The sequence below is a fragment of the Bradyrhizobium sp. ARR65 genome, from assembly GCF_000472385.1.
Lineage (GTDB): Bacteria > Pseudomonadota > Alphaproteobacteria > Rhizobiales > Xanthobacteraceae > Bradyrhizobium.
In genome coordinates this window covers 12,494-35,277 of record NZ_AWZU01000056.1, presented here as the reverse complement: position 1 = coordinate 35,277, position 22,784 = coordinate 12,494, and the positions used below count along the sequence as shown (strand labels likewise).

At 57.7% G+C, this 22,784-nt stretch carries 15 protein-coding genes; 6 read left to right on the top strand and 9 right to left on the bottom strand.

The window, feature by feature from the left end:
• Positions 1–775 precede the first annotated feature (775 nt).
• Genes F758_RS0136895 through F758_RS0136880 form a run of 4 tightly spaced genes read right to left on the bottom strand, consistent with a single transcriptional unit; the run spans position 776 to position 7,259 of the window.
• On the bottom strand, positions 776–2,044 hold the full coding sequence (locus tag F758_RS0136895) for a nucleotide sugar dehydrogenase (RefSeq protein WP_024512547.1): 1,269 nt from the start codon (positions 2,042–2,044) through the stop codon (positions 776–778).
• Positions 2,041–3,807, bottom strand: coding sequence for a heparinase II/III family protein (locus tag F758_RS0136890; RefSeq protein WP_024512546.1), 1,767 nt, complete (start codon positions 3,805–3,807; stop codon positions 2,041–2,043). Before F758_RS0136890 ends, F758_RS0136895 begins: the two co-directional genes overlap by 4 nt.
• Before the next feature lie 11 nt (positions 3,808–3,818).
• Positions 3,819–5,987, bottom strand: a complete 2,169-nt coding sequence (locus F758_RS0136885) for a Gfo/Idh/MocA family oxidoreductase (protein WP_024512545.1) — start codon at positions 5,985–5,987, stop codon at positions 3,819–3,821.
• Positions 5,988–6,038: 51 nt separating this feature from the next.
• Positions 6,039–7,259 (bottom strand): glycosyltransferase family 4 protein, encoded by a 1,221-nt coding sequence (locus F758_RS0136880; protein ID WP_024512544.1) that lies wholly within the window; start codon positions 7,257–7,259, stop codon positions 6,039–6,041.
• 434 nt (positions 7,260–7,693) lie between these two features.
• Here F758_RS0136880 and F758_RS48660 point away from each other — a divergent pair, with 434 nt between their 5' ends.
• Positions 7,694–8,545: an exopolysaccharide biosynthesis polyprenyl glycosylphosphotransferase gene (locus F758_RS48660; RefSeq protein WP_024512543.1), complete on the top strand. Its 852-nt coding sequence runs from the start codon at positions 7,694–7,696 to the stop codon at positions 8,543–8,545.
• A 317-nt stretch (positions 8,546–8,862) separates the two neighbouring features.
• Here F758_RS48660 and F758_RS53550 read toward each other — a convergent pair whose 3' ends face one another.
• Positions 8,863–9,636, bottom strand: coding sequence for a response regulator transcription factor (locus F758_RS53550; RefSeq protein WP_024512542.1), 774 nt, complete (start codon positions 9,634–9,636; stop codon positions 8,863–8,865).
• 794 nt (positions 9,637–10,430) lie between these two features.
• On the opposite strand from F758_RS53550, the gene F758_RS0136865 reads away from it, so the two are divergent.
• Positions 10,431–11,234 carry an FkbM family methyltransferase gene (locus F758_RS0136865; RefSeq protein ID WP_210200106.1) on the top strand — a complete coding sequence of 268 codons (804 nt, stop codon included), beginning with the start codon at positions 10,431–10,433 and terminating at the stop codon, positions 11,232–11,234.
• A 263-nt stretch (positions 11,235–11,497) separates the two neighbouring features.
• Here F758_RS0136865 and F758_RS0136860 read toward each other — a convergent pair whose 3' ends face one another.
• The 3 genes from F758_RS0136860 to F758_RS0136845 all read right to left on the bottom strand — a co-directional run bounded on the left by F758_RS0136860 (position 11,498) and on the right by F758_RS0136845 (position 14,924).
• Complete coding sequence (locus tag F758_RS0136860) at positions 11,498–12,301, bottom strand: class I SAM-dependent methyltransferase (protein ID WP_024512540.1); 804 nt, start codon at positions 12,299–12,301, stop codon at positions 11,498–11,500.
• Positions 12,302–12,346: 45 nt separating this feature from the next.
• Positions 12,347–13,072, bottom strand: a complete 726-nt coding sequence (locus F758_RS0136855) for an FkbM family methyltransferase (RefSeq protein WP_035724383.1) — start codon at positions 13,070–13,072, stop codon at positions 12,347–12,349.
• 562 nt (positions 13,073–13,634) lie between these two features.
• The gene (locus F758_RS0136845) at positions 13,635–14,924 is read right to left on the bottom strand and encodes a hypothetical protein (RefSeq protein ID WP_024512537.1); all 1,290 of its coding nucleotides are present in this window, start codon (positions 14,922–14,924) and stop codon (positions 13,635–13,637) included.
• Positions 14,925–15,389: 465 nt separating this feature from the next.
• Here F758_RS0136845 and F758_RS0136840 point away from each other — a divergent pair, with 465 nt between their 5' ends.
• Together F758_RS0136840 and F758_RS0136835 are read left to right on the top strand one after the other, a co-directional pair.
• Entirely contained in the window at positions 15,390–16,973 is a 1,584-nt protein-coding gene (locus F758_RS0136840; protein WP_024512536.1) for an FAD-dependent oxidoreductase, read from the top strand.
• Positions 16,966–17,919, top strand: coding sequence for an aldo/keto reductase (locus F758_RS0136835; RefSeq protein ID WP_084305970.1), 954 nt, complete (start codon positions 16,966–16,968; stop codon positions 17,917–17,919). The genes F758_RS0136840 and F758_RS0136835 overlap by 8 nt, the downstream gene beginning before the upstream one ends.
• Positions 17,920–17,978: 59 nt before the next feature.
• Here the strand turns inward: F758_RS0136835 and asnB are convergent, their stop codons facing one another.
• Positions 17,979–19,901 carry an asparagine synthase (glutamine-hydrolyzing) gene (gene asnB, locus F758_RS0136830; RefSeq protein ID WP_024512534.1) on the bottom strand — a complete coding sequence of 641 codons (1,923 nt, stop codon included), beginning with the start codon at positions 19,899–19,901 and terminating at the stop codon, positions 17,979–17,981.
• A 150-nt stretch (positions 19,902–20,051) separates the two neighbouring features.
• Here asnB and F758_RS0136825 point away from each other — a divergent pair, with 150 nt between their 5' ends.
• Together F758_RS0136825 and F758_RS0136815 are read left to right on the top strand one after the other, a co-directional pair.
• Positions 20,052–21,059, top strand: coding sequence for a glycosyltransferase family 2 protein (locus F758_RS0136825; RefSeq protein ID WP_198026653.1), 1,008 nt, complete (start codon positions 20,052–20,054; stop codon positions 21,057–21,059).
• A gap of 147 nt (positions 21,060–21,206) precedes the next feature.
• Entirely contained in the window at positions 21,207–22,754 is a 1,548-nt protein-coding gene (locus F758_RS0136815) for a hypothetical protein (protein WP_157450339.1), read from the top strand.
• Positions 22,755–22,784 lie beyond the last annotated feature (30 nt).

The window sequence follows — 22,784 nt, the reverse complement described above, 5'->3', positions numbered from 1 at the left end:
GGAGCGTGTAGCGCCTGGCCGGATCGGCAGGGCTAGAGGGGGCCCATTCTGACTTCAGACGCGTACTCGTCAGCATTTGGGCCAGCCACCGGTGCATCAGCGTAACAAAGATTCGAAACGGCACGCCACAGGACCGCAAATGTGCGGCGACGGAGAGACCGAGCGCCCCTGCCCCAACGATTGCTATAGGCAAACCCGACAGACCAGGCATTCTCATGCCCCAAATCATGATCTCCGCCGCAACATGCGCCTTCAGGACAGAGGGCCGCAGCGCCCCAGCAAACCATATGCGGAAGGTCCAAGATAACTTGGTCACACGCACCTGTCCTACTGTAAGATTCGCCCTAGGTGCGACCCTTTCGGATTACCCCGCTGCTTCGCCACTTCGTCGGTCCGCCGCCGCGGCCCGGGATCGACCGATTGTTTGGAGTACGTGAGATAGACCTTACGGCCGCACATGGATCGGCGCTTGGATGCGCGGCCGTGGCAGTAGCGACGAAGGTGTAAGCGCTGGGCTGGAGGGGCCATGAGAAGGTGCCTAGGCGCACGTTCACAGCGCCATCCTTGCCGCCGACAGTGTATGCAGATTGTTCGCCGCCACCGCACAAGATATAGCTTGGATGTTTCTCGGTGCCGTTCCCGATCAATGGTGGCTCTGTCCCAATTTCGGCGCCTCGTCTGTGACCCTCGACGTCGTGACTGCTTGCGCCGCGAATGCTGCGTACTTGGGAATATCCTCGTCACAATCAGCAACCCAGTCGCCCAATTTAATCGCCTACAAGCGATAGAGGTTGAGAAACTGCTTGCCAGATGGCAGCCTGACGCCGGGCATGGCCTTTCCGAGTACGATGAGATCCGCCCTCGCCGCTGCGCGCGCGAAATCGGCGACCAGAAGTTCCGGCAGTCGCGCCAAATGCGCGTTTGCAAACGCCAGGTTGGCGCCGATGAGCTGCTCCGGCTTCAGGTCCGGTTCGAACAAACACAGGTCGTATCCTCGCTCGAGCAGCGTTGCGGCGAGTTCAACCAGCGGACTTTCGCGCAAGTCGTCCGTATCTGGTTTGAACGTAAGCCCCATCTGCAGGATGCGTGCCCCTCTCGGCGCGTGCGCTAGAACCAAGCGCGCGATAAAGGACTTGTGGGCCGTGTTGCTGGCGATCACGTTCTGCAGGAGCGGCACCTCCAATCCATGTTTTTTCCCAAATGCGCTGAGAGCGCGAACATCCTTGGGAAGGCAGGATCCCCCGAACGCATTTCCCGGTCGCAGGTAGTAAGGAGAGACGTTCAGTTTGGTGTCCGACAAGAAGATACGTATGACGTCTCGCGGGTTGATGGCGGAGGTGAGCGCCAATCTTGCGATCTCATTAGCAAACGAGACCTTGAGAGCGTGGAAATAGTTGTCCACGTACTTGGCCATCTCCGCCACGGCAAACGGGACTTTGAATACGGGCGCATCGATCCCATCGTACATGCCGTGCAGATCCTGCGCTGCGCCAGGAAATCGCTCGCCAACGACGATTTTTGGAGGGTTGAAATAGTCCGTGATGGCAGTCGATTCGCGCATGAATTCTGGATTGTACACCGGCTCGTAACGCTGACCCGCGGGCTCTCCTGCCGCCGCGCTCAACTTAGGCATGACCACCGTTTCCATGGTGCCAGGCAGCATTGTCGATCGGAATACGCAGAGCAGCGGCCGGCACTTGGCCGATCGTTGCCGAACCGCCGTACCGATTTCCTCCGAAACCGAGGAGACGTACGACAGTTCGAGCGAGCCGTCCTCACGACTCGGCGTTCCGACGCACGCGACCACTACGTCCGCATCTGCGAGCGCGCTCCCTAGCGTCGTCGCAGCCGTGAGGCGATTTTCGGCTCGAGCCCTTGAAAAGGTTTCGTCTACCCCGGATTCTTTCACGGGAGAATGACCCTCGTTGGCGATCTCCACCTTTTGCGGGTTTACGTCAACCCCAATGACCGTTGCGCCCTTGCGCAACATGCAGGCTGCCACTGTCACGCCGACGTATCCGAGTCCGCAGACGACGATTCTCATGGCAAATGTCCGGGGCAGTGTGCAAGCAACGTCCGTGCTATGCTGCGAGCTTCAACAATCCCTGCAGGAGCTTCTTCCCCCCAACTCCACAAAGTCGCTGCGACCGATCCATCGCGGTCCGGTAACGGATGTATGAATATGCTGTGTGCAGAATGCGACTCACCGAATTTCGGCCACCATCTGGCGCTTTCGATATGAGGTCCTTTTCCCAAAAGTACGTCGAGGCTTACCTGCAACCCGCCTGCTGCAAATGTGCGGGAAGGCGACACGGACCACGTTCCCGGCACGAGGAATCGAACGCCTGCACGAGCGGATTCAAGACCGCGCCAAACGTCTACAATGAGCAAGGCGCACCCGGGCCATAGTCCGACCCAGCGGGCCACATCAGTCCCCAGCCTGCGAAAGCCGTTTTGATATCCCGCCGCCCACAGCGGCGCTATCCTCCCGAGGGTCGGATCCTCTAGAGGAAGTGCCGAACCGCGACGTCCGACACGGAACGAGCTCCAAAATTCGATGGGCTCGGCGCCGATGACGTGCGGTCCGTTGTGACGGGAAGCGGATCGGCAATCATCCCGCGCAGGACCTTGGGAATATGTTGGCACACCGGGGTCCACGATGAACCGCTTGCTGGCGACCGAGAGTTCAACACTAAGGAAATCCGCATGAGCGTGCCCTGGATTGGAATCAGGACCGCAGGGGCCGCAATCGAAAATGACGGCATCGTTCTGGCGGGAGAGTCGAATGTATCCTGTTTCCGGCAGCGCAATCCGGCCGTCCGCTGGCGGTGGTGCGAGCTCGGTCGCCGATGGAGCCTCGCCCAACCACGAGTCGTTGAACAGTCCTATGTCGCCGTCTGGATGGCACATGACGCCAAGGGCCGACTGCATCGCTGAAATCGTTGCCTCCAGCCAAGGCGTATGGGACAGCGAGTTGGCGGCCAGCAAAGTCTGCAGGTCGACCAAACACAGCGCGTGATACATCGGCGACCTTTCCGCATGGCCGCCGTCGCTTAGCACGACCTGATCGAGGGTCTGTCGTATCGCGCGGTCCAAGAATCCCAAGCGAGGCGTGTTCTGCCCGAGGGCCGCGCGATATATCGATAACGCCACGTAGTTCTTCAATAGATGATTGAACCGGAGGTCGTGCTCCAGATTGCGTAGGACAAATGCAGCGCAGAACTTTGCATGTTTGAGCAAAGCCGCGAGGTCATCGGAGTGGCTCCCGCCCGCGGCACGCAAGAGTGCGTATCCCGCGATCAGGTTTATCAGGCGGTGACTTGCAGAATACGGATGCCAAACGTCTCGAAAGACGCCCGGCACGTTCCACTGGTTTTGGGCCACGAGGCTCTCAATTGTCCGATGTATCATGGCTACGTCGCTGGCAGTGCCTCGGGCGAGGAGTGGTACGGTCCAACCCAGATACGACAACGTCATCCGCCAAAGGCGATTGTTGCCCTCGCCCATTTCGACGCGCCACGCGATGCGATCGATGCCGCCGAAATCCATCGTCCTGCCGAGAAACTCGAATCTCCCTTCCGCGATCTCCGCGAGGTGCGCCCCGTGAACGCAATTCTGCAGGTGCAGTACATGTTTTGCTACGTGGCGCAGCGGATCGCGGAATTCCGGATCCGGAAGGTCCCGCGCTGTTCTTTCGATCCATCGATGGAACAGACTGGGACACTTCTCAGCTATGGCCCATTGCCCCCGCGACCATGCGCGACAATACAATTGCTCTGCACCCAGGTGGCGCACGGTTCGGAGCATGCGACCGGGTTTCATAGAAGCACCACCGATCCGGTTCGAAGGGCTTCGAGAATGGCAATAGTGGCCACGCTCGTCTCCACAATCTCGGGTTCCGGAATAGGAGCGCCGGTATCTTCCACGACCGCCGCAACGAACGCGTCGAGCTCACCGTGATGGCCCTTGTCCTGCTTCAATCTGCTCGATTGGCGTCGAACGCTGCCGTTTACGACGATCTCCAGCGTCCGGAAATTGTCGATGGTGGCCACTGTGCCGCCAGCGTAGCATTCAATTCTTTCCTTGCTGTAGGCTGGATCGCCGAGTGCCGTATAGACCAGGGTACAAAGGCTACCATCGCTGAACCGGATGGCGACCGTAACGTCTTCACACAGACTATTAACAAGGCGCGCGGCATCAGCTCGGACCGCTACAATCGGTACCGCGATCAGGCACCGGGCCAAGTCGACGAAATGACAGAGCTCGCCAATGATGCGACCGTTCCCCTCGTCCGGTTCTCGCTGCCAGCTGTCCGCTGCGAGTTGCCCCGCATTGATGCGCATGAGAACGTTTTTCGGAGCAGGCAACGGCGCCAAATGCCGACACAAGGAAACGATCATTGGCGCAAATCGTCTATTGAATCCGACTTGAAAAAAAGCAGAAGACGTGTTGCGAGCTCGCACGACTGAATTCAGTTCGTCGCGCGTCAAGGCCAATGGCTTCTCGACCAGGACGGCTTTGCCTGCCGACAGCGCGCGAGCGGTGAAGGTCGCATGGGTACTATGCGGCGTGGTGATGACAACTGCATTGATCTGGGGATCGTCGAAAACTGATGATTCGTCGGTCCCACAGTGGCGAAAACCAAATCTGCGTTGGGTGTCGTCAGCCGAAACGCCGCGCTGCGTCACAACTGTGTGTAGCACCACCTGCGGATGGCGGGCCAGTATGGGCAACAATTTTGATCGCGCGAAAGACCCGGCGCCGATCACCCCCAAGGTGCACCGGCCGCGATGCGGAATCACATAAGGCCGTATTTCGATTGCCGGGATCGGTTCGACACTTCCTTGCTGATCGGTTGGATACTCTATTACGACACCCAAATGCGGTTCCATTCCTTCCGTAACCAGTTCATAGGCCTTTTCGGCATCGTTTATCGGAAACCGATGCGTCGTGAGTGCTGTTGGGGTGAGGCGAAGTGTACGGTTCGGACTCATCAGACGAACGCACTCAGCCAGATTGTCTGCTTCAGTCCAGCGTACCCAGCCGACGGGGTACTTGATGTTACGTTTCTCGAAGTCATTGTCGTATCTTCCGGGCCCGTAGGAACGCGAGACGACCACCGAAAGCTCCTTCTTCATAAACTCGCGATACGGAAATTCTGTCCCTGTGACGCCGACCAGACTGATCTTTGCGCGGTCGCGCGCAATGTCCGCCGCCGTGTCAAACGGCTCGCTTGAACATGTAGCGGCGGTGATCACGACGCCATCGCAGCCAACGCCGTTGGTCTGAGATCCGACGAACGCAGAGGGACTACCGTCAGCAAGATTCCAGGTAAATTCGGCGCCGAGTGAGCGGGCAAGAGCGAGCCTTTGGGCGCTGTAATCTAGGCAGAGCACGCGGCATCCGTGGATCGCAAGCAGCTGAGCGGCCAATTGACCAACCAGACCCACCCCGATGACACCGACCACATCACCCAGCTTCGGTTCTAACAGGCGGATGCCGTTGAGCGCTATGGATGCCAGGGTCCCGAAGCACGCCTCGAAGTGGGACACGTCCTCTGGGACAGCTGCCGCCAGGTTGCCTGGAGCAACATTGTACTCAGCGTGGTTGGCGATTCCCGCTCCCGCAATCGCGACGTTATCGCCAACCTGAAATTTGCCTTCGAGCCCATGCCCCACTTCTACAACGACGCCTGAGGCAGAATAACCGAGCGGCAGTGGCTGGTCGAGGCGCGCTCGCACGGTGTCCAGGGTGGCCACAAGCCCATCACGATGAATTTTGGCCATTACTTGCTTGACCAAATCGGGCCGACTCGTTGCCTTCCCGAGCAAGCTCCTTTTTGCAAATTCGACAACCATCCGCTCTGTGCCAGCGGAAATTAGACTGGCTACCGTGCGAACCAGGAGATGCCCCGGCTTCACGCGCGGCGCTGGTACGGCCCGAACCGACAGGACGCCAGTACTTGCACTTTGGACGATCTGCTTCATCCTCGCGCTCCGGCAAACACTGTTGCGCCGACGTGTGCGTCAAGTCTTCGGCTAAGCAGCATTTCTCTGAAAACCAGCCATCGCCAACATCTCAGCTTCGAGCGCCGAAAACAGCTTTTCCCACGTCCAGTAGCGCTGGATATACTCGCGTGCGCTCTTTCCTAACGCTGCTCTCCTCTCCGGATTACGCAGAAGCGCGACGACGGCATCCGCAAATGCCTCGGGACCGGCGGCTTCGAGGAGGTGCGTTCCGGAAATTGCATTAATCCCCTCGTTGGCCACCGGCGTTGTCACGATGGCCTTGCCGCAGGCCATGTACTCGATCAGCTTGTTCTGCATGCCGGCCCCAATCTGTACAGGATCTATGCACACCGTCGCGCGCGCAATGTATTCAGCAGGATCGGGAACCTCGCCGGTTACCGTAATTGCGTGGTCCAGAGCAGCAAGACGGACGACCTCGCGCGCCGGCCGGCGACCCACAACGAGCAGATGCGCGCCCGGGACATCCGCTCTTATGCGGGGCCAGCAGTTTTTGACGAACCAGGTGATCGCGTGAACGTTGGTGTTCGTCCCCATCACGCCTGAGAAGATCAGCGTGGCTGGATCGGGATCAATGTCTGGACGAGGCCGGAATCGGCTCGTATCAACACCGTGCGGGTAAAGAACGTAGTTGCTTATCTCTGGCATCGACCTTTCGCGACAGGCCAGACGAATTTCCTCCGCGTCTCTCTCGCTGATGAGTACCGTCCTGAAGAAGTCGCGCCAGATGTTAGCCTCGTATCGACGTACTAGGCCCTGCTCCAGGGCATAGATGATTTTATCCGGTAGCCTGCCGGAGCTTTGCGCTAGCCGCCGCGTATTCAGCGACTGCGACAGCTGCATGCCGAGAATCGTGGAAGGGCGGCCTACGTCCGGTCCAGCCTCGGCGGGGCAGACCGCGCGGAGCGCCTCGGCGCTACGGATGTAGTAGGCGTAAGCGACGTCGTATTGCCTGACCGAGAGGGCTTGCCGGACGGCATGGATATGAGCGCGGTTCGTAAACCAGCCGACCTGCATCGGTTTGCCGACTGCGACAGCCCCGATCAGTCCCAGAATGCTGCGCGCCGGGGATTGTCGGAACACAAAGAGTCCACGGCAGCGCTGATCTAGCCAAACCCACTGCTCAGGCGTCGGCTTCTCTCCTGTGTCGAGCGTGAAAAGGTCCAACGCATGACCACGCGCGGCCAAGAACGAAATGAGATGCGCGACGGCCAACTGATCTGCGCGGGTCATCGGTAATGGCAGCCGGCTGCACACAAGTGCAATTCTTAGCCGATGGGCCGCTGGCGATACATTCATGGATGAGGGCAACGTCGTGTTGGGTGCCATGACTCTTCGCCTAAACGGTTGATCGCCTGCGACTGGTCGATAGCTTAGTGATACTCGGGTCGCACCGCTATTAGTGCCGCTTTAGGATCAGTCGGCAAATTTCCGAAGGTATCAATGAGGCGCATCGGAATTAGAACCATTGAATTCTCACTTGGCGCCGGTACCGCATGTATTATCGCAGCCCATGATTGTGCTGCGCCCCTGCAGTGGCTGCATAAGATGCGGTCCGAGACCGCAGAACGGCACGGCGAGATAAGCAAGACGATTTAAGGCGCCGCCCGGGCGGGACAGCTTCCCGGGGGCAGGGCAGGCTGGCGCCCTCTCAAGTGAGGGTCACGATGCTTTGGCGCGATATCCGCGACATCTATGGCTCGCAGGCTACCTACATTGCGCGGCAATCCTCCGGCGATTGCGCGGCTCGTCTCGGTATTTTCGAACGCGCTGGTGCAACCGGTCGGTCGGGTGCCGGCAAATTGGATTCGGCAGCGGTGGTCGAGGCGCTGGTCGGACCCAACCAGGAGCCAGACAACGGACTAGAACTTGTAGACACTGTGTCGAGCCTCGCAAGGCCATTTGCATCGCGACCGATTCAACATGACCCAAATGGCACATTTAAACGAGTCTTCGATTTTGTGGTTGCTCTGATCGGGATCGTTGCTCTGTCACCGCTGTTCGTAGCTGTGGCAATAGCCCTGACTCTCGATACACGGGGCCCGATTTTCTTTCGCCAGTGGCGCGGCGGGCAGAATGGTCAACGCTTTCAAATCTGGAAGTTCCGAACAATGACATGTTTGGAGGACGGCGCCGACGTTTGCCAGGCTTGCCCGGGCGATGCCCGTGTTACGCGGGTTGGACGGTTCCTCCGGAAAACCAGCATCGATGAGCTGCCGCAGCTCTTCAATGTGGTCCGTGGCGACATGTCACTCGTTGGTCCACGGCCACATGCACTGATCCACGACGCGATCTACTCAAGGCTGATAAAAGGATATGAAGACCGACAATTGGTGAGGCCGGGGATGACCGGGTGGGCGCAGGTCAATGGATGCAGGGGTGAGACGCGAGACATAGCGGCTATGGAACGACGTGTCGAGCGCGATCTTGAGTACATTCGGCATTGGTCGCTTCGGTTCGATCTCCTCATCATGGCTAAGACCGTGAACGAATTGGTACGAGCTAGCAATGCGTACTGATCGTGACGACACCCCATTATAGACATATAAATATGCGCGCTTTTTCAATCCGATTATTGGGGAAGGCTATTTATCTGTATATCGGCGCGACTTTTGAATCCTAAATCGGCGACGAACTGCAACTGCGGAGCGCGGCTGCAGCATCGATCCATCCCGCTCAGAAAGAAAAGAGGATACTAGTGCTCGCCAATGCCACTAATGCTGCCTGGTACTGCATAGATGCGAGGCGACGCGCTTGAAGCGGAGGGGAGATCTCGAAAGATTTTTGGGTGATGCGAGTCTCGATCTCTTGTGCAATAAATCCGATGGCTGCCTATTCAATCGCCACGGCCTGTTATGGCTTCGTGGCTCACTTCAGTCTGAAGCAACTCGGCAAGCTCATGGCCCCGGCTATCGAAAAGCCCATGGCTAAGAGCCCAGATCGCTGCCTGAGTACGATTGCTCGCCCCTATCTTCCGAAGGATTGTTTTAACATGAGCCTTTACGGTTGGCTCAGCGATTTTGAAAAATCGCGCAACATGCTTGTTGGATTCGCCCAGGACGATCCGCGCAAGGATTGCGATTTCCCGCGCCGACAACTGCCTTACTGCTTGCGGTCCGTCCTCGACTTCCCACGTCGTTTCACTTTGGATCGGAGGCGACACTTGTGAGATGGGAGCTGAGACCACTCCTTCGGCTCTCGGCTGGATTTCTAATGACCAGAGGCGAGCATCTATAACGAGGAGAGACCCGCTCACGACGGCATGAAGCGAATTGACGAGAGCGTTTGGCCTCACTGAACTAAGGAGAACTGCGTTCGCTCCATCATCCAGCGCGTTCGCCAAGTACTTCGAGTTGTTGTCGTCGCCAATGGCCACGATGAGAGCGAACGGGTACTGGGTCCGAATCCTCCTGCAGATCGAAAAACGCTTCGGTCCGACCCCGACGATGAACAACACAGGCCCGTCGCTGGGTACTTCCGTCAGATCGTCTAATTCAATTCCGCAAGCCTGCGGGCGGAAGCGGGTTCTTGACAGGATGAGGCGAAGGCCTTCTCTAAAGAGCCCGTCGATCTCGAGAATAAAAGTCGGTACAATCGGCTCACTCGACATACTTTGGTAGCCTGTTGGATTACGACTATCAGCCGTTTCGCTTGCGAACTAGTCGACCTCCTTTTTCTCTCCTGCTTATTCTTTTGTGTTTGTCCAGCTCGGTCGCGAACCCCGATGACATTCCCCAGCTACTCAGAAAAGCACAACAACTTAGGATGAAAACAATTGTTTCAAGTCCGAAATGAGGCTTTTGGCAACAAGACCGTTCCAAAGGGTCGCCTCATCCAGATGGACTAGTCCTTACGAGCGAGTACCTGAACGCGCTAGGATTTAATTTCGGCCACCACGATTTTCGATCTATCGGTTCCGTGTACAGCTCGGCGCCAGGTTCGACGGTATTATTCGACTTATAGGCACTTTGAATTCAAGAGACAGCCGAACGATTCAAACTGATGAGGCAGCGGTCTTTACCGGTCGGCAGGGTTGTGTGGCTGGTGCTGGAGAATGGCGGAACTATGAAGCTGCTTCGCAGCATCAGATCCGCCTCCAGCTGTGTTCTCCCTCCGAGCGAGGTGGAAAGTTCAACATCGTTGCTGACGCGAGCCATTCTAAGTCGCTCTCGCCGCCCCGAATAACGAAGTACAGATGCTACTAGAAGCAGAGCTATGGGTATCGCCGAAAACTCGGCACGACTAAGCGCAGAGTTTTGTCCACCTTGCCAGTTGGGTAAAAACGGGAGCATGCTGGCAACACTTGCACAACTGCACTTGGCGAACTCGTCTGACCTAACCTTTGCTGTTTAAAGAGACCGTTATCTGGGAGCGGTCTTTTCGCAGGGCCGGTGGAGATCAATGATGGGAATTGGAGCACAATCCTCCTTTTACCGGCGCGCCTTGTACAGATTTTTCCGGTCGAGGTATTTTCGCCGAACGGCCAGAACAGGCGATGGTGTTTTCCAGGCCTACGTTTCGCCGGGCAGCATCTTAAGCGTTCTCGACCTGCGGAAATCGCTCGTCGATCCCGTCCATGAACGATTCATTCGCGAATGGGTCGATACAGACGCCGTCGTGTGGGACATAGGCGCGAATCTCGGGCTGTTTGCATTTCCCGCCGCACTCAAGGTCCGCTCTGGCCGCGTCTATGCTTTTGAACCAGATTTGGAACTCGCCAGCAACCTGATCCGGAGCCTCAGGCTGAGCCAGAACCGAAACCTGAAATTGTCGGTAATGAGTGTGGCGATTTCGAACAAGGATGGTGCGGCTCCCTTTCAGATATCCAAGTTCAGTCGGGCACTCAACAAGCTTCAGTCAGTCGGCAAGTGGCGGGAGACCTTCATCGTTCCGGAGGAAACGAGATCGGTACCGACAATGCGGATCGACACGCTCGCCAGGAGCCTGGCCGCGCCGACCGTTCTCAAGATAGATGTTGGAGGCGCGGAAACGGAGGTTCTCCATGGGGGCGAGCAGACAATTGGGACGGTTCGTCCCAATATTCTCATCGAGTGCGCAAACGAGCTCCAGGGGCCAATCGCGGCGTTTTTCCAAAAGCACCGCTATGTGTTGTTGGACGGTGAAGCCGAGGTCTGGTCTCCGTTGCAACGCCCCGCTTGGAATACGATTGCGATTCCGAGCGAGAAGATCGCAGCGGAGCATCTGTAATCACTGGCTCCCCTACAAGGACCAGCTTGGCGGCCGCCAAGCTGCGCATTACAATGTCCGTTACTGAAACGCTCGCCCATTGTGCGCGGCAGGGCGATCGTGTTCGCGTGTTCGCGAAGCTGTATCCGTACCGGAACAGCACCACAAAACAGGAATACAGGCAGTGATAGCGCAGTAGATCCGTGAACGCCGAACGTGCTTCCGTGTTGTCGGATCGTTCGATCGGCCGAGCGGGTTGCAGAACGCGTGGACGCAGCGCGGCTTTATTTCACTGCGGTGATCAGCAGGTACAAGCCATGCCGCTTCAACAATCTGCGAATCAGCCAGCGAGGCCATAGCTTTTTTGCAGCCCTGAGAAGCGGGCCGCGATGCCGTCGGCCGACCTCACTCTGGAGCAGATCGCCATAGTTCAGTTGTATCGCGATGCGAACGTCCGAAAATTGCCTAAAGAGTTGGCGCGCCTCGTCGACGGTGTAAGCTTTGGTTCCGGGACTCTCCAGGAAATTTGCGTAGATATGGTCCAGCCCCGATTTAGGTCGCCCTCGCATCAAGCCGTAGCGCATCCAGAGCATGTAGCCGGTCAGCGACCATTTGTGATAAATCATGATTTTGGCGATTCCGCCAGGGCGCAGCACGCGGTACGCCTCTTGAATTGCCAGTGGGGTGTTTGGGGTGTGGTGCATGACCCCCCACGAATAGACGATGTCAATGCACTCAGAAGCCAACGGCAGGCGCTCACAATCGGCCAGGACGAGGTCCGATTTCAAGCTAAATAAATCGAACCGCTCGCGCGCGTAAGCGACGGAACGCCAGCTCAGGTCGGTGCCGAGCAGACGTCTCGGGCGCGCGCGCGCCCACTGCTGATGGTCGCACCCCATGCCAATGCCGATCTCGAGCACATCGCGATCCGCCGCGGCGGCGAAGTCAGCAAAGCCGGGTATGAAAGGCTCAAACCGGTACCGCGACCTTTCCTCGGCGAGGAAGCGCGACTTCGGGTCCGATCCCACAGCCCAGAATTCGCCGGCGGAGCCCTGGTCCCAGAAGCTGCGAACATCGTTCTTGAGCATGTCGGGGGACACTCCTGGCGCTATTGAGGAAGGCCGCCGCTTCAACTACATTTTGTGGACCGAGGTCATCGATCTCAAGGATTGAAAAAGGAAATCGGCTACTACAGGGCCCTCCTCCGGATCGTAGTATTGGTTGAAGGTGCCCCGGAGAGCGAAGCCAAACTGCCTTAGCCGAGCTATGATTTCGTGAGCGAGCGCCTGGCGCGCATACAACTCGACATAGCAGCATTCGACGTACAGATAATCAACGAGGGGCAGCGCCTCACGACAGCCGTTGACGGCCTGTAGCTCGTAGCCTTGGACATCGATCTTGAGCAGGCAGGGCGGACAAATGCGATCAAGCGGCAAAAAGTCGTTGAGTCGGCCGATACGAACCGTCTCCTCTCCTGTTTCCCGCGAGCCGAATATCTGTGATTGTTTGTGCGCTTTCAGGATCGACGACGAGGCATGATGATCGTTGGCAACGAACATTTTGGTGTCGCCCAGAGCCTCGCCAATCCCTACCTGGAAGAGATGCACATTCGCCTGATGAGCAAACAGCGCACGGAAGCGTTCAGCGGGACGCTGGAGAGGCTCGAATGCATAAATGGTCGCCCCGGGGTAGAGAGTTCGGGCAAGCAGGGAAAATTGGCCACTGTTGGCGCCGACGTCGAGCACCGTCCTTACGTTCAAACCCTGCAGCGCCAGTTTGTGCTCGATGGTCGGAGCTATCCCGCGTCGCAGTCCGCTCCAATATCTCGGGTTTGATAGCACTTCCGTCAGCTTGCGCATCTTCCTTAGCATGAACAGTGCCACCTCTGTTGGGTTCGAATATCACGTCAACAGGAAGAGCGCGGCCACGCGCGAAACTTTCATGGGTGATACTCATGGCGAATTCGCAGCTGTATCGGCCGGCCGGTCATCACCGTGCTGAGCCCCTCGGCCCAAATAGTTGGCCCTGGGTCATCAGGACCGAAAACGGCCGCAAGTGGTGACCGTTCGTTGAAAGGGTCGCGCGCCAACGCATATTCCCAGCATAGGGACTCGCCATGTGCGGAACACGCCGGACGCAAGGTAGTTTCGGACCGCACGCACAGAAACGCAAGCGCGAGCTTGCCGCCGCCCGGCCACTGGGACTGTGGTGCTTGACGCGGTTGAGGCCAGGATACCGCCATTGCGGCTCGCCGACCTGACTGTCCGTAGACCGAAAATCCTCGCAGCGGGCAGTCCAGTTGCATCCCTGGGCGCTCCGGACGCGGCGGCAGACCGGATCTTCGCTCCAATCACGACGATAGCGAGCTTTTGGCTGGCCACCGCGTTGGGCTGGGTATCTCCGCAGATTTCGGACCTGCAGTCAGCCTAGCCGGCGCGGCTTTGCCCGACTTGGGCCGAGATAGCGCAAGAAAAGCGGAACGTGCAGTATCGCGCCGATCCCGTACACCAGAACGTACGCGCCAAGAAACACCGGGAATGAGACTTCCCACACGTAACTCACAAGAGCAACCGTGCCCAGCGCGGTCACCACGGCGACGTACAATTTTGCCATGGGTTCGAACAAACCCGAATTGATAAGTATCACCTCGAGCGTAAGCTGGATGAGTTCTAGGAAGAGCATTGCGACCATCATCAAAACGATCGCCTGGCTGATCTCCACTTTTCCATTGAGGAGTATCGGAAAGATCCAGTTCGACCCGCCTAACAAGCAAATTGCGCCAATCAGGAAGATCGCGAATTGAAAAGCCAAGACCGTGCCGACCGATGACATCAGATCTCGAGTCCTGCCCTCATGAACTGCCCTTGTCTGCATGGGCAGGAAAGCATCTCCGGCCACTCGGTATGCCGTCGCGCCAAAGCGGCCGACCTTATAAAACGTATCAAATACTACGAGAGCATCCCTGGGAAACGACATGGCAGGAATTATGAAATATGGAAAGACGTAGATCGTGAATGCACTCACGTTGAAAGCAGCGACGGCTTTCATGCTGGCCAGTCGATCACGATACAAACGAACCACGGCCGCGGCGATCGCGCTTTTCCCGGCGTTGAATTCGTCAAAGACGCGACGGCCGTAAAATGCCGCGACCAAAAAGCAGGCCCCCCAAATGACGTTTATCGCAATCAGATATTCTCGGACCTCAGCTCCTACCAGAAGCGCTATCAGCAATCCGGTCACCAGGGACCGCCGCATCAACTCGATGACTTCGAAAGGAACGTAAAGATCGACCGCGTTCGCGGTTGTCCTCACAACGTTCCATGGCAACAGCAGCAGCCAGAACAGCAAGTACAGGATCAGATTCAGCGGCACACCATGGTTATGCATGACGTCAGCTACAATCAATGCGCCGACGACAAAAAGCACGAGCAGGACCACGACGCCATATGTAAGCAGCGCCGCCAACGCCTCTTCCAAAGCCGTCCCAAGATGATTGCCGTCCAAATACGCCTTACGCATGTTAACGTAGATCAGATTCGAACAGCCAAGATCGGCCAAACTCGCGTAGCTGCCTATGGCCGAAATCAAGATGTAGGTGGCAAAAACATCTGGTGAGAGAATCCGCAAGAAGACGTACGTGGTGAGAATTCCAAACACGAGTTGGAAGGCGGTATTCGAGGCCTTTAGCGTGAAATAAGCATAGATATCCATCGCTACGTTCCGGCCGGGGCTGCGAGGACGCGCACGGTCGGAATTTGACCGTAAGCTCCTATGCACTTCTGTGGAATGATAACGCTTACCGGCCACCAGTCGAGTGGTAATAAGGTCTTGGACTGCGGTCACGACAAATCAAGCCCTGAATGGCAGTTAGATTCTCATTCGCCTCGAGATGGAACTATTGTGGGGCTGCCGCATGTCGGCCTTAGATGCTCTTGATCAAGTGTTCTCCGAGGTGCAGTCTTGCCGTGGTTGCTTGCACCTGAGCTCTATTGCCCCGGATTCACTAGCGTCGCCAGGTCAACTCCGATGATCGGTAAGCGCCGGATGCTTTCTTCCCGCATTCGCATGATCGACCGGCCCTAGGAGCACTGGTGGAATCCAAATCATTCGAGTGCCCGCGTCCTTCGCACCTGATCGAAGACGCCAGCGCTCAGACCTGAGGAGTTTGCCGCCGGAGTGATCCTTGAGCTTGACCAGATACCGACCCCGGAGTTGCCCGCCTGTGATATCGTTGTTGTCGGCGGCGGCCCGATCGGAATTGTTGTCGCCGTTCAGCTTGCGCGATCCGGACACGAGGTAGTTGTACTGGAAGCCGGCGGAAGATCGGTCGAGCCAGCCGCGCAAAAGCTGAACGCGGCAATCAATGAGGGGCATTCTCACCAGGGGCTCTCGAAAGCGCGCATTCGCGTGCTCGGCGGAAACAGTATCGTCTGGGGCGGGACGCTGCTGCCTTATACCCCCATCGATTTTGTGCACCGCGAATGGGTCGAGAACAGCGGATGGCCGCTGCAGTTCCAGGATCTCGCGCCTTACTACGACCGTGCGGCCGAGTTCCTCGGGGTTAAGCCCGGAATCGGCTGTGACGAGGAGATCTGGGAGCGGACTGGCTTTGCCGCTCCAGTGCTTGATGAGGCCATCGAGGTCGTGCTTACGCGATCCCTGCGCGAAAGAAATCTGGCGCGACTGTTTCGGAAGGATCTCACGACGCGTTCGACGCTGAAGCTGCTGCTTCATGCAATCGTCACCGATCTCATTTTTGATAAGGCGACAAATCGCGTCAAGGCGGTCGTAGTGAAATCGATCAATGGGCGGCAAGCTCGGTTATCGGCCAGGCATTTCGTGATCGCCTGTGGCACGATCGAGGCCAACCGGCTCTTGCTGATATCCGCGCAGAATGATCGAGATGCTCCGTGGGCCCGCAACAGATGGCTCGGATGCTGTTTCCAAGATCATCTGGAAATCAGTGCAGCCCGGCTACTTCGCAAGAGCACCGATACTTTTGATAACGTCTTTGACTCCATCCTGTTCGGCGGCCACAAGTATCAACCCAAACTGCGCTTGCCAGAGCGCGTGCAGAAGGCGGAACGGCTACTCAATATCAGCGGTGTTCTTCAGTTTGACTCTTCGCTGCAGCACCATATCGACAACTTAAAGTTATTCGTCTCGTCCATACTACGCGGAGCGGTCCCGCCAAACCTGACAACGATCCCAAGTCATAGTCTGACGTTGCTGAGGATCTGGGGCCCGCTGATCCGCCGCTATTTTCGAGAGCACAGGATCTTCAATCATTCCGACATGGGCATTCGACTGCTTATAAATTGCGAGCAGGTCCCCCTCCGTACGAGTGCGATCAGGCTAGATAGCGAGCGGCGTGATTTCCTAGGCATGCCCGTGGTGCGCCTCGATTGGAGGATTGATGGCCGGGAACTCCATACCATAGCCCGTTTCTGCGAGATCGTTCGGGATGCCTTGACGAAAACGGGCATTGCGGACATGCAGCTTCATCCGAAGATCGCTGCGCGCGACATCTCCATCCTGGACGAATGCGTCGATAGCTATCACCAATGCGGCGGGCTGCGGATGGCAGCAACCTTCGATGGAGGAGTCGTGGACCCATATCTTCGGGTTCACGGTACGACCAATCTTCATGTAGCGGGCGCGGCCACCTTTCCCACGTCGGGATATGCAAATTGCACTTACACCGCCCTGGCGCTCGCACTTCGCTTGTGTGACCGGCTGACGAGCCATTGCAATGCATAAGGTCCAGATACCCGGTTCGGCGGCTGAAGTGTGCCGCATAGGATTGGGCGGCGGAGGCTTGATCGGCGGCGCGAGCCTGCGGGAGAGCGTTGCCGTGTTCGAAGCAGCCTACGAGGCAGGAATCAGATACGTCGATGTCGCGCCCCTTTACGGGCTCGCCGAGGACGTCGTTGGCAATCTTGTCCGGTCACATCGTGGCGACTTCATCGTGGCCACCAAGGTCGGAATTGCCCGGCCGCGGCTCCCCGGTCTGCTTTCATTGCTGCGCAAGACCTTGCGTCCCATCGCGGTGCGGCTTCCGACCGTCAAGCAGTTCGCCTTGCGTCAAACGCAGGGTCTCGTAGCGACCGGACTGTTCCATCCCGACCAAGTCCGCTCCTCACTCGAGGACAGCCTGCGAAGGCTGAAGACCGAATGGGTCGACATCCTGCTGTTACACGAGCCAAGGACCAGGGACATCACGCCGGAGCTGCTCAGAGAGCTAGACCAATTTGTATCCTCGGGACGGGTCCGTCTCTTAGGTACCGGCACCCAGGGACCTGCCGAACACTCGATTCGCTATGGGGATGTGTGGCAGCATCGGTACGCGCCGGGTGACGCCCTGCCTGCCAATAAGTTGGGATTGCGCGTGGTTCACGGGGTGGTGCGTCATGGCCTCCCGCTGTTGCGGGCTGCAATTGCCGCTCGGTCCGCAACGGCGAGTGCTATGTCCAGCCGTTATGGATTCGACTTCTTTGATCCCGATGCCCATCCGGCCATTTTGGCAACGCTGGCCTTGGCAGCCGACCCGCGTTCGGTGCTTCTCGTTTCGTCCCGCCATCCGTTGCGGATAAGGCGCTGCCTCGCGCAGGTCAATTGGTCGATTGCGCGCGGCGACACGCCGGAGTACGTCGAGCGGGTCGGTGCATTCCTGACCGCCGACAGTACCGCAGCTGCGGCGCGCTAAAAATCGAATGTGTACGGCCGGCTGCTTATGAGCAGCAAGCTGGGCGCCCAGTCTTGCGACTAAGCAGCATCTCTCGCATCCGTGCTCGCGAGTGACGGTCGGCAGCTCAGCTGACGGCACCAGATCTCAATGCACACGAGTGTGAAGAGCATGAACGCCACGTCGCTCCGATTCTGGTCGAACGCGTTGCGCAACCGAGCGACTGCGGCAGGATCGAAAAGGCCCCGTGCTGCCAGGACGCGCGGCGATGTCATTTCCGCAACCAAGCTGCGTGCAGGACCGGCCATCCAAGCCCTGAGTGGGACGCCAAAGCCTTGCTTCGCGCGACGCAGAATAGCACCATTCACCCGGGCCGCCATCGCCTCCCGCAAAATGCGCTTCGTTTGCCAGAGCCCGATTTTTTGCGAGACCGGAGTGCGCATCGCAAACGCGACCAGCCGCAGGTCAAGCAAGGGCACGCGGAACTCGACCCCTTCCTGCATGCCCATCTTGTCCGTATAGTTGAGATTGAGGTCCGGTAAGAATCCATGAAGATCCAGTTGCAGCAGTCGTTCCACTGGATGCAATTCACGTGTCTTGCCCAATAACCAGCTAAACGGGGCGCTGTGACTCGCCTGCCACTGGCCCGCCGCTTTCGCCACCAGCGAGCTTCGCTCTCCCGCCGGCCAGCTGGAGAAGCTCATGGCTTCTGTCAGCATCTCCTCCTCGCTCAAGGCCAACAGCTGACCAAGGCGGCCAAGCCGACGACCAAGAACGAAATCGCTGCGAAACCTGCTGATCAGGCGCGAGGTCAGCCGACGTGCGTAAGGGATCTGATCGAGCGCCGCCCAGATGAATGCCGCGACGTGCCTGCCGTATCCCGTGAACAGATCATCCCCTCCCGTGCCCGTCAGCAACACCTTGATGCCGTGTCGCCTCGCTTCTGCAGCAATCATCCGGGTCTGCAGGGCGGCAAAATCGCCGGTCGGCTCGTCCAGCTCCCAAAGCATTTGGGGAAGCTGGTCGACAAGCTGCGCCGTGGTCGGCACTTCGACCAGCGGGATCTCTAGCCTTCTTGCCATCCCACGAGCATGGATAATATCATCCCCGAAATTGTCGGCATGGGTACGGTCCTTCGGCACGCTTGCACAGAATGTGACCACGCGAGCAGGATCAGTCGTTCTGCACATCGAGGCCACAACGGCGCTGGAATCAACGCCTCCAGACAAACAAGCGCCGATGGGCACGTCCGCGACCATCTGATCTGCGACAACGCTATCGAACAGAGTCAGCAAAGCCGCTGGTTCAACTCGCTCGCAGCTGGGGGGCGGGAGGGGAATTTCATAGTATTGCTCGATTGTCAGCCGGGCATTTGCGTCGATCCAAGCGCAATGTCCGGGCCGCAGCTTCCGAACAGCCTTGAGCATGGTGGAAGCAGAGGATGACCAAACGAATGCGACATGATTCGCGACAGATCCCACGTCGATGTCACGGGATACATCCGGGCAAACTGTCAACGCCTTCAGCTCTGATGCAAACAGAAACCCGTGGGGTATCGCGGCATAGTACAACGGTTTGACGCCGAGCTGGTCGCGAGCAATAAAGAGGTGCCGCAACGCGCGATCCCAGACCGCAAAAGCGAAAATGCCGTTCAGCCGACGAAGGCAGGACTGGCCTTCGCATTCGAACAAACGAAGAAGCACCTCCGTATCACTCTTGGTGCGAAATACGAGCCCTGCGCTCTCGAGTTCGCGGCGCAACTCTTTAAAATTGTAAATCTCGCCATTGAATGAGATGACGTAACGACCATCGGCCGTATGCATTGGCTGGTTGGCGGCTAGGCTCAAATCGATTATCGACAGACGCGCGTGGCCGACCGCGAAATTCGCCTCCCGATCCCGCCAGATGCCGCGGCCATCTGGGCCACGATGAGCGATTTGATCGAGCATCGCATCAAGCAGCCGGTCGTTCCAAGGACCGAGAAAGCCCGCAATACCGCACATGTGAGGAATCATCCGTTCCTAACCCAGATGCGGAACGCATCGGGGCGAGACCATGTTGCATCAAGGCGGAACAAAATGCCACTCCTTACGGAACCTAGCGCCGTCAACAGCGTTTACCGCTTCGGTTCCCGGGTGTTGCAGGAGAAGAACTTGGCCGATGCTGGCGCGCGCGAAGGCGTGATCGCGCTTGCAGAAGATGCGAGCCGGTCCCTTCGCCTGTCGCTCACGGCAATTATCCTGACCTACAACGAAGAACTGCACATAGAACGCTGCATTCGCAGCCTCAAGCCCGTCGCATCGCGACTCTATGTCGTCGATTCCTTTTCGACAGACGCGACGGTTGAGATTGCCCGGCGCGAGGGCGCCGAGGTGATCCAGCGAAAATTCAAAAACCAAGCCGATCAATTTCAATGGGCGCTCGACAACCTGCCGATCGACACCGATTGGGTCATGCGTGTTGACGCAGATGAGTACATCTCGACAGAGCTCGCCACATCGATGACCAAGCTCATCCCGCGTGCGCCCGCCTCCGTCTCCGGCTTTTACGTCGACCGTCTTGTCGTATTTCTCGGACGGCCAATTCGTCACGGTGGTTTCTACCCGATGAGAGTCCTGAAAATCTGGCGGACGGGATTAGGCCGGGTGGAACAGCGGTGGATCGACGAGTACTGCGTCGTCGAGCGGGGCGTGGTGGATTACTGCCCGGGTGACCTGATCGACGAGAATTTGCGCGACCTGACGTGGTGGACGGACAAACACAACAAATATTCGAGCCGCAGGATGATCGACCTGCTCGACCGCGAATTGCAGCTGGGGCTGTCGCAGCATAAATTGGTCGGCAAGATGTCCCGGCGCCAAGTCATCTACCACAAGATCAAAACGAAGATATATCCCGCTCTCCCGCCCTACCTTCGAGCTTTCGCGTACTACCTGTATCGCTACGTGTTTCGACTTGGGTTTCTCGACGGGCAGCAGGGTCTCGTCTTCTGTTTCCTGCAGGCGTTGTGGAATCTGTTTCTCGTGGACGCTAAGCTCTATGAGGCCCGGCGGATGATCGCGGCGATGGGGGTTGAGTCGTTCATCAAACATTTACACGACGCGCACGGGCTCGAACTCGGACCTCTTCATTTGGAAAACGAATCCAGTCGGAGCGCGTAGCACGCGTTGCGCGCCCCGGTTGCCGTGCCATTCCCGTAGAGGAATGGATCGCTCGGAACTTCGGAAGAACGACTCGGCGGTGCAATTCAAATTGCGCGCCTACGTGCCAGCGTGGCCGGAGTAAATGGAAACGCGAGGGGAGACGACATGAACCGCCGGGACTTGCTCATCCTGGGTACTTCAGGCGGCGTCTTCGGTGCCGCCAGTGCGCGGTCAAACAAGTCGGAAAGCATTGAAGGCCGACTAGATCTTCGGAAATTCGGTGCAGTCGGTGATGGTTTGCACGATGACACAAATGCTCTTCAACGGGCGATCGATTACGCCTGCACCAACAAGATGCGACTAGCGATCCCCGGTACATTCCAATCGTATTTGATTTCCAACTCTCTATCAATTCCACCTGGCACGCACGATTGGGCGATCACGGGAGAGGCAGGGCGAGTCACCATTACGCAAAGTGCCGACAACAAGCCAATTTTCCTGTTTTCCAGCCAAGGTCACGATTATCGCGAAATGACCAACCGTGCTTTCAGTCTAAAGAACATGCGAGCCGCGTGGACGCGCAATCAGGGCATCACGAACAAAGAGTCCAATATGTTCCTGTTCGACGATGGTGGGTACGCGGATTTTCAGATCGAAAACTGCGAAAACCACAATGGCTGTCGACTTGTCTCAACTCGAGAAGTGCAGGCGCCCGGTCGCCAACTGAACGTATGGGGATGCATTATGTCGCATCTGTTCAGCGGTTACGAGGCGAGTGGCGCGGCCGTCCGTCTGAGGACCAACCCGGTCGAGGGGATGCCGAATATCTTGATTTCGCACCTCTACGCGCTTCGGCATAGGGCGGAAGAGGAGCTCATCCACTTGGCGGGTTGCTCAAGCGTCAACATCGACAATGTCGAGATCAACTTCGGCCGCGGACCTCAGCTCGTCTGCTGGGGTGGAACAACGGAAGTCAACGTTCGCGCCTGGCGAATGGAGGAATGCACGATAGCGGACACCGCGCGGAACGTCATTTTTGATCTGAGCGGCAACGGGCCGATTCAACAAGGCACTTACCGCTTCCAAGGCGTCGAGATGCGATTTGTGACCATAGACAGCACGCAACCGCACTCCGTGTTTCACGCGAGCGCCGGCGCGCAAGTGATCATCGACGGCTATCAGGAGGTTGCGACCAGACACAAATCGGGTGCGCTAACGATTGCCACCACACAGGACGCACGAATCCTATTCCGCGGTGTTGCCGACATTGTTTCTCCACATATCTTGCTGGTGGACAACCCGCGTCTGGCAGACGTCACTTTCGCGGCCACGGAAGTGCTGCGCTTTTACAAAAACGATCTGGCGCCTCGCATGGATCGCATGGCGAACGACGCACCAAGCGCCGTCAAGGGCCAAGCCGTGGCGGCTGCGGGTTGGATATGGGCGATCGAGCTCAGCTTGGACGCGGATGTGACGGCCGGAGAGATCGAGCTGGTGCTCTGCAAGAATGGACTGCCGGTCGACCCCGGCGCTTTGAAGCTTGCTATCACGAGGGGCGCCAGTGGCGTGAAGACTGCAGCTTTCATCAAGAACATTAGCCATCCGGACTATTATGTAATCCCCGGAGATCGGGTCCATTTCGAGATCTCGACGGACCAATCGTTTTCGGGCCCGAAAAACGCGCTTTTTAATCTTGTGGTTGCAAACATCTAGGCGGCGTATGAGCTATATACGGGCGTCGCT

Bases quoted from the DNA above. Each gene is read 5' to 3' on its own strand.
- F758_RS0136860 (WP_024512540.1), bottom strand. From the start codon at position 12,301: ATGCTCAAGAACGATGTTCGCAGCTTCTGGGACCAGGGCTCCGCCGGC.
- F758_RS0136835 (WP_084305970.1), top strand. From the start codon at position 16,966: ATGCATAAGGTCCAGATACCCGGTTCGGCGGCTGAAGTGTGCCGCATA.
- F758_RS0136865 (WP_210200106.1), top strand. From the start codon at position 10,431: ATGGGAATTGGAGCACAATCCTCCTTTTACCGGCGCGCCTTGTACAGA.
- F758_RS0136890 (WP_024512546.1), bottom strand. From the start codon at position 3,807: ATGCTCCGAACCGTGCGCCACCTGGGTGCAGAGCAATTGTATTGTCGC.
- F758_RS0136885 (WP_024512545.1), bottom strand. From the start codon at position 5,987: ATGAAGCAGATCGTCCAAAGTGCAAGTACTGGCGTCCTGTCGGTTCGG.
- asnB (WP_024512534.1), bottom strand. From the start codon at position 19,901: ATGTGCGGTATTGCGGGCTTTCTCGGTCCTTGGAACGACCGGCTGCTT.
- F758_RS0136880 (WP_024512544.1), bottom strand. From the start codon at position 7,259: ATGACCCGCGCAGATCAGTTGGCCGTCGCGCATCTCATTTCGTTCTTG.
- F758_RS48660 (WP_024512543.1), top strand. From the start codon at position 7,694: ATGCTTTGGCGCGATATCCGCGACATCTATGGCTCGCAGGCTACCTAC.
- F758_RS53550 (WP_024512542.1), bottom strand. From the start codon at position 9,636: ATGTCGAGTGAGCCGATTGTACCGACTTTTATTCTCGAGATCGACGGG.
- F758_RS0136895 (WP_024512547.1), bottom strand. From the start codon at position 2,044: ATGAGAATCGTCGTCTGCGGACTCGGATACGTCGGCGTGACAGTGGCA.
- F758_RS0136815 (WP_157450339.1), top strand. From the start codon at position 21,207: ATGAACCGCCGGGACTTGCTCATCCTGGGTACTTCAGGCGGCGTCTTC.
- F758_RS0136845 (WP_024512537.1), bottom strand. From the start codon at position 14,924: ATGGATATCTATGCTTATTTCACGCTAAAGGCCTCGAATACCGCCTTC.
- F758_RS0136855 (WP_035724383.1), bottom strand. From the start codon at position 13,072: ATGCGCAAGCTGACGGAAGTGCTATCAAACCCGAGATATTGGAGCGGA.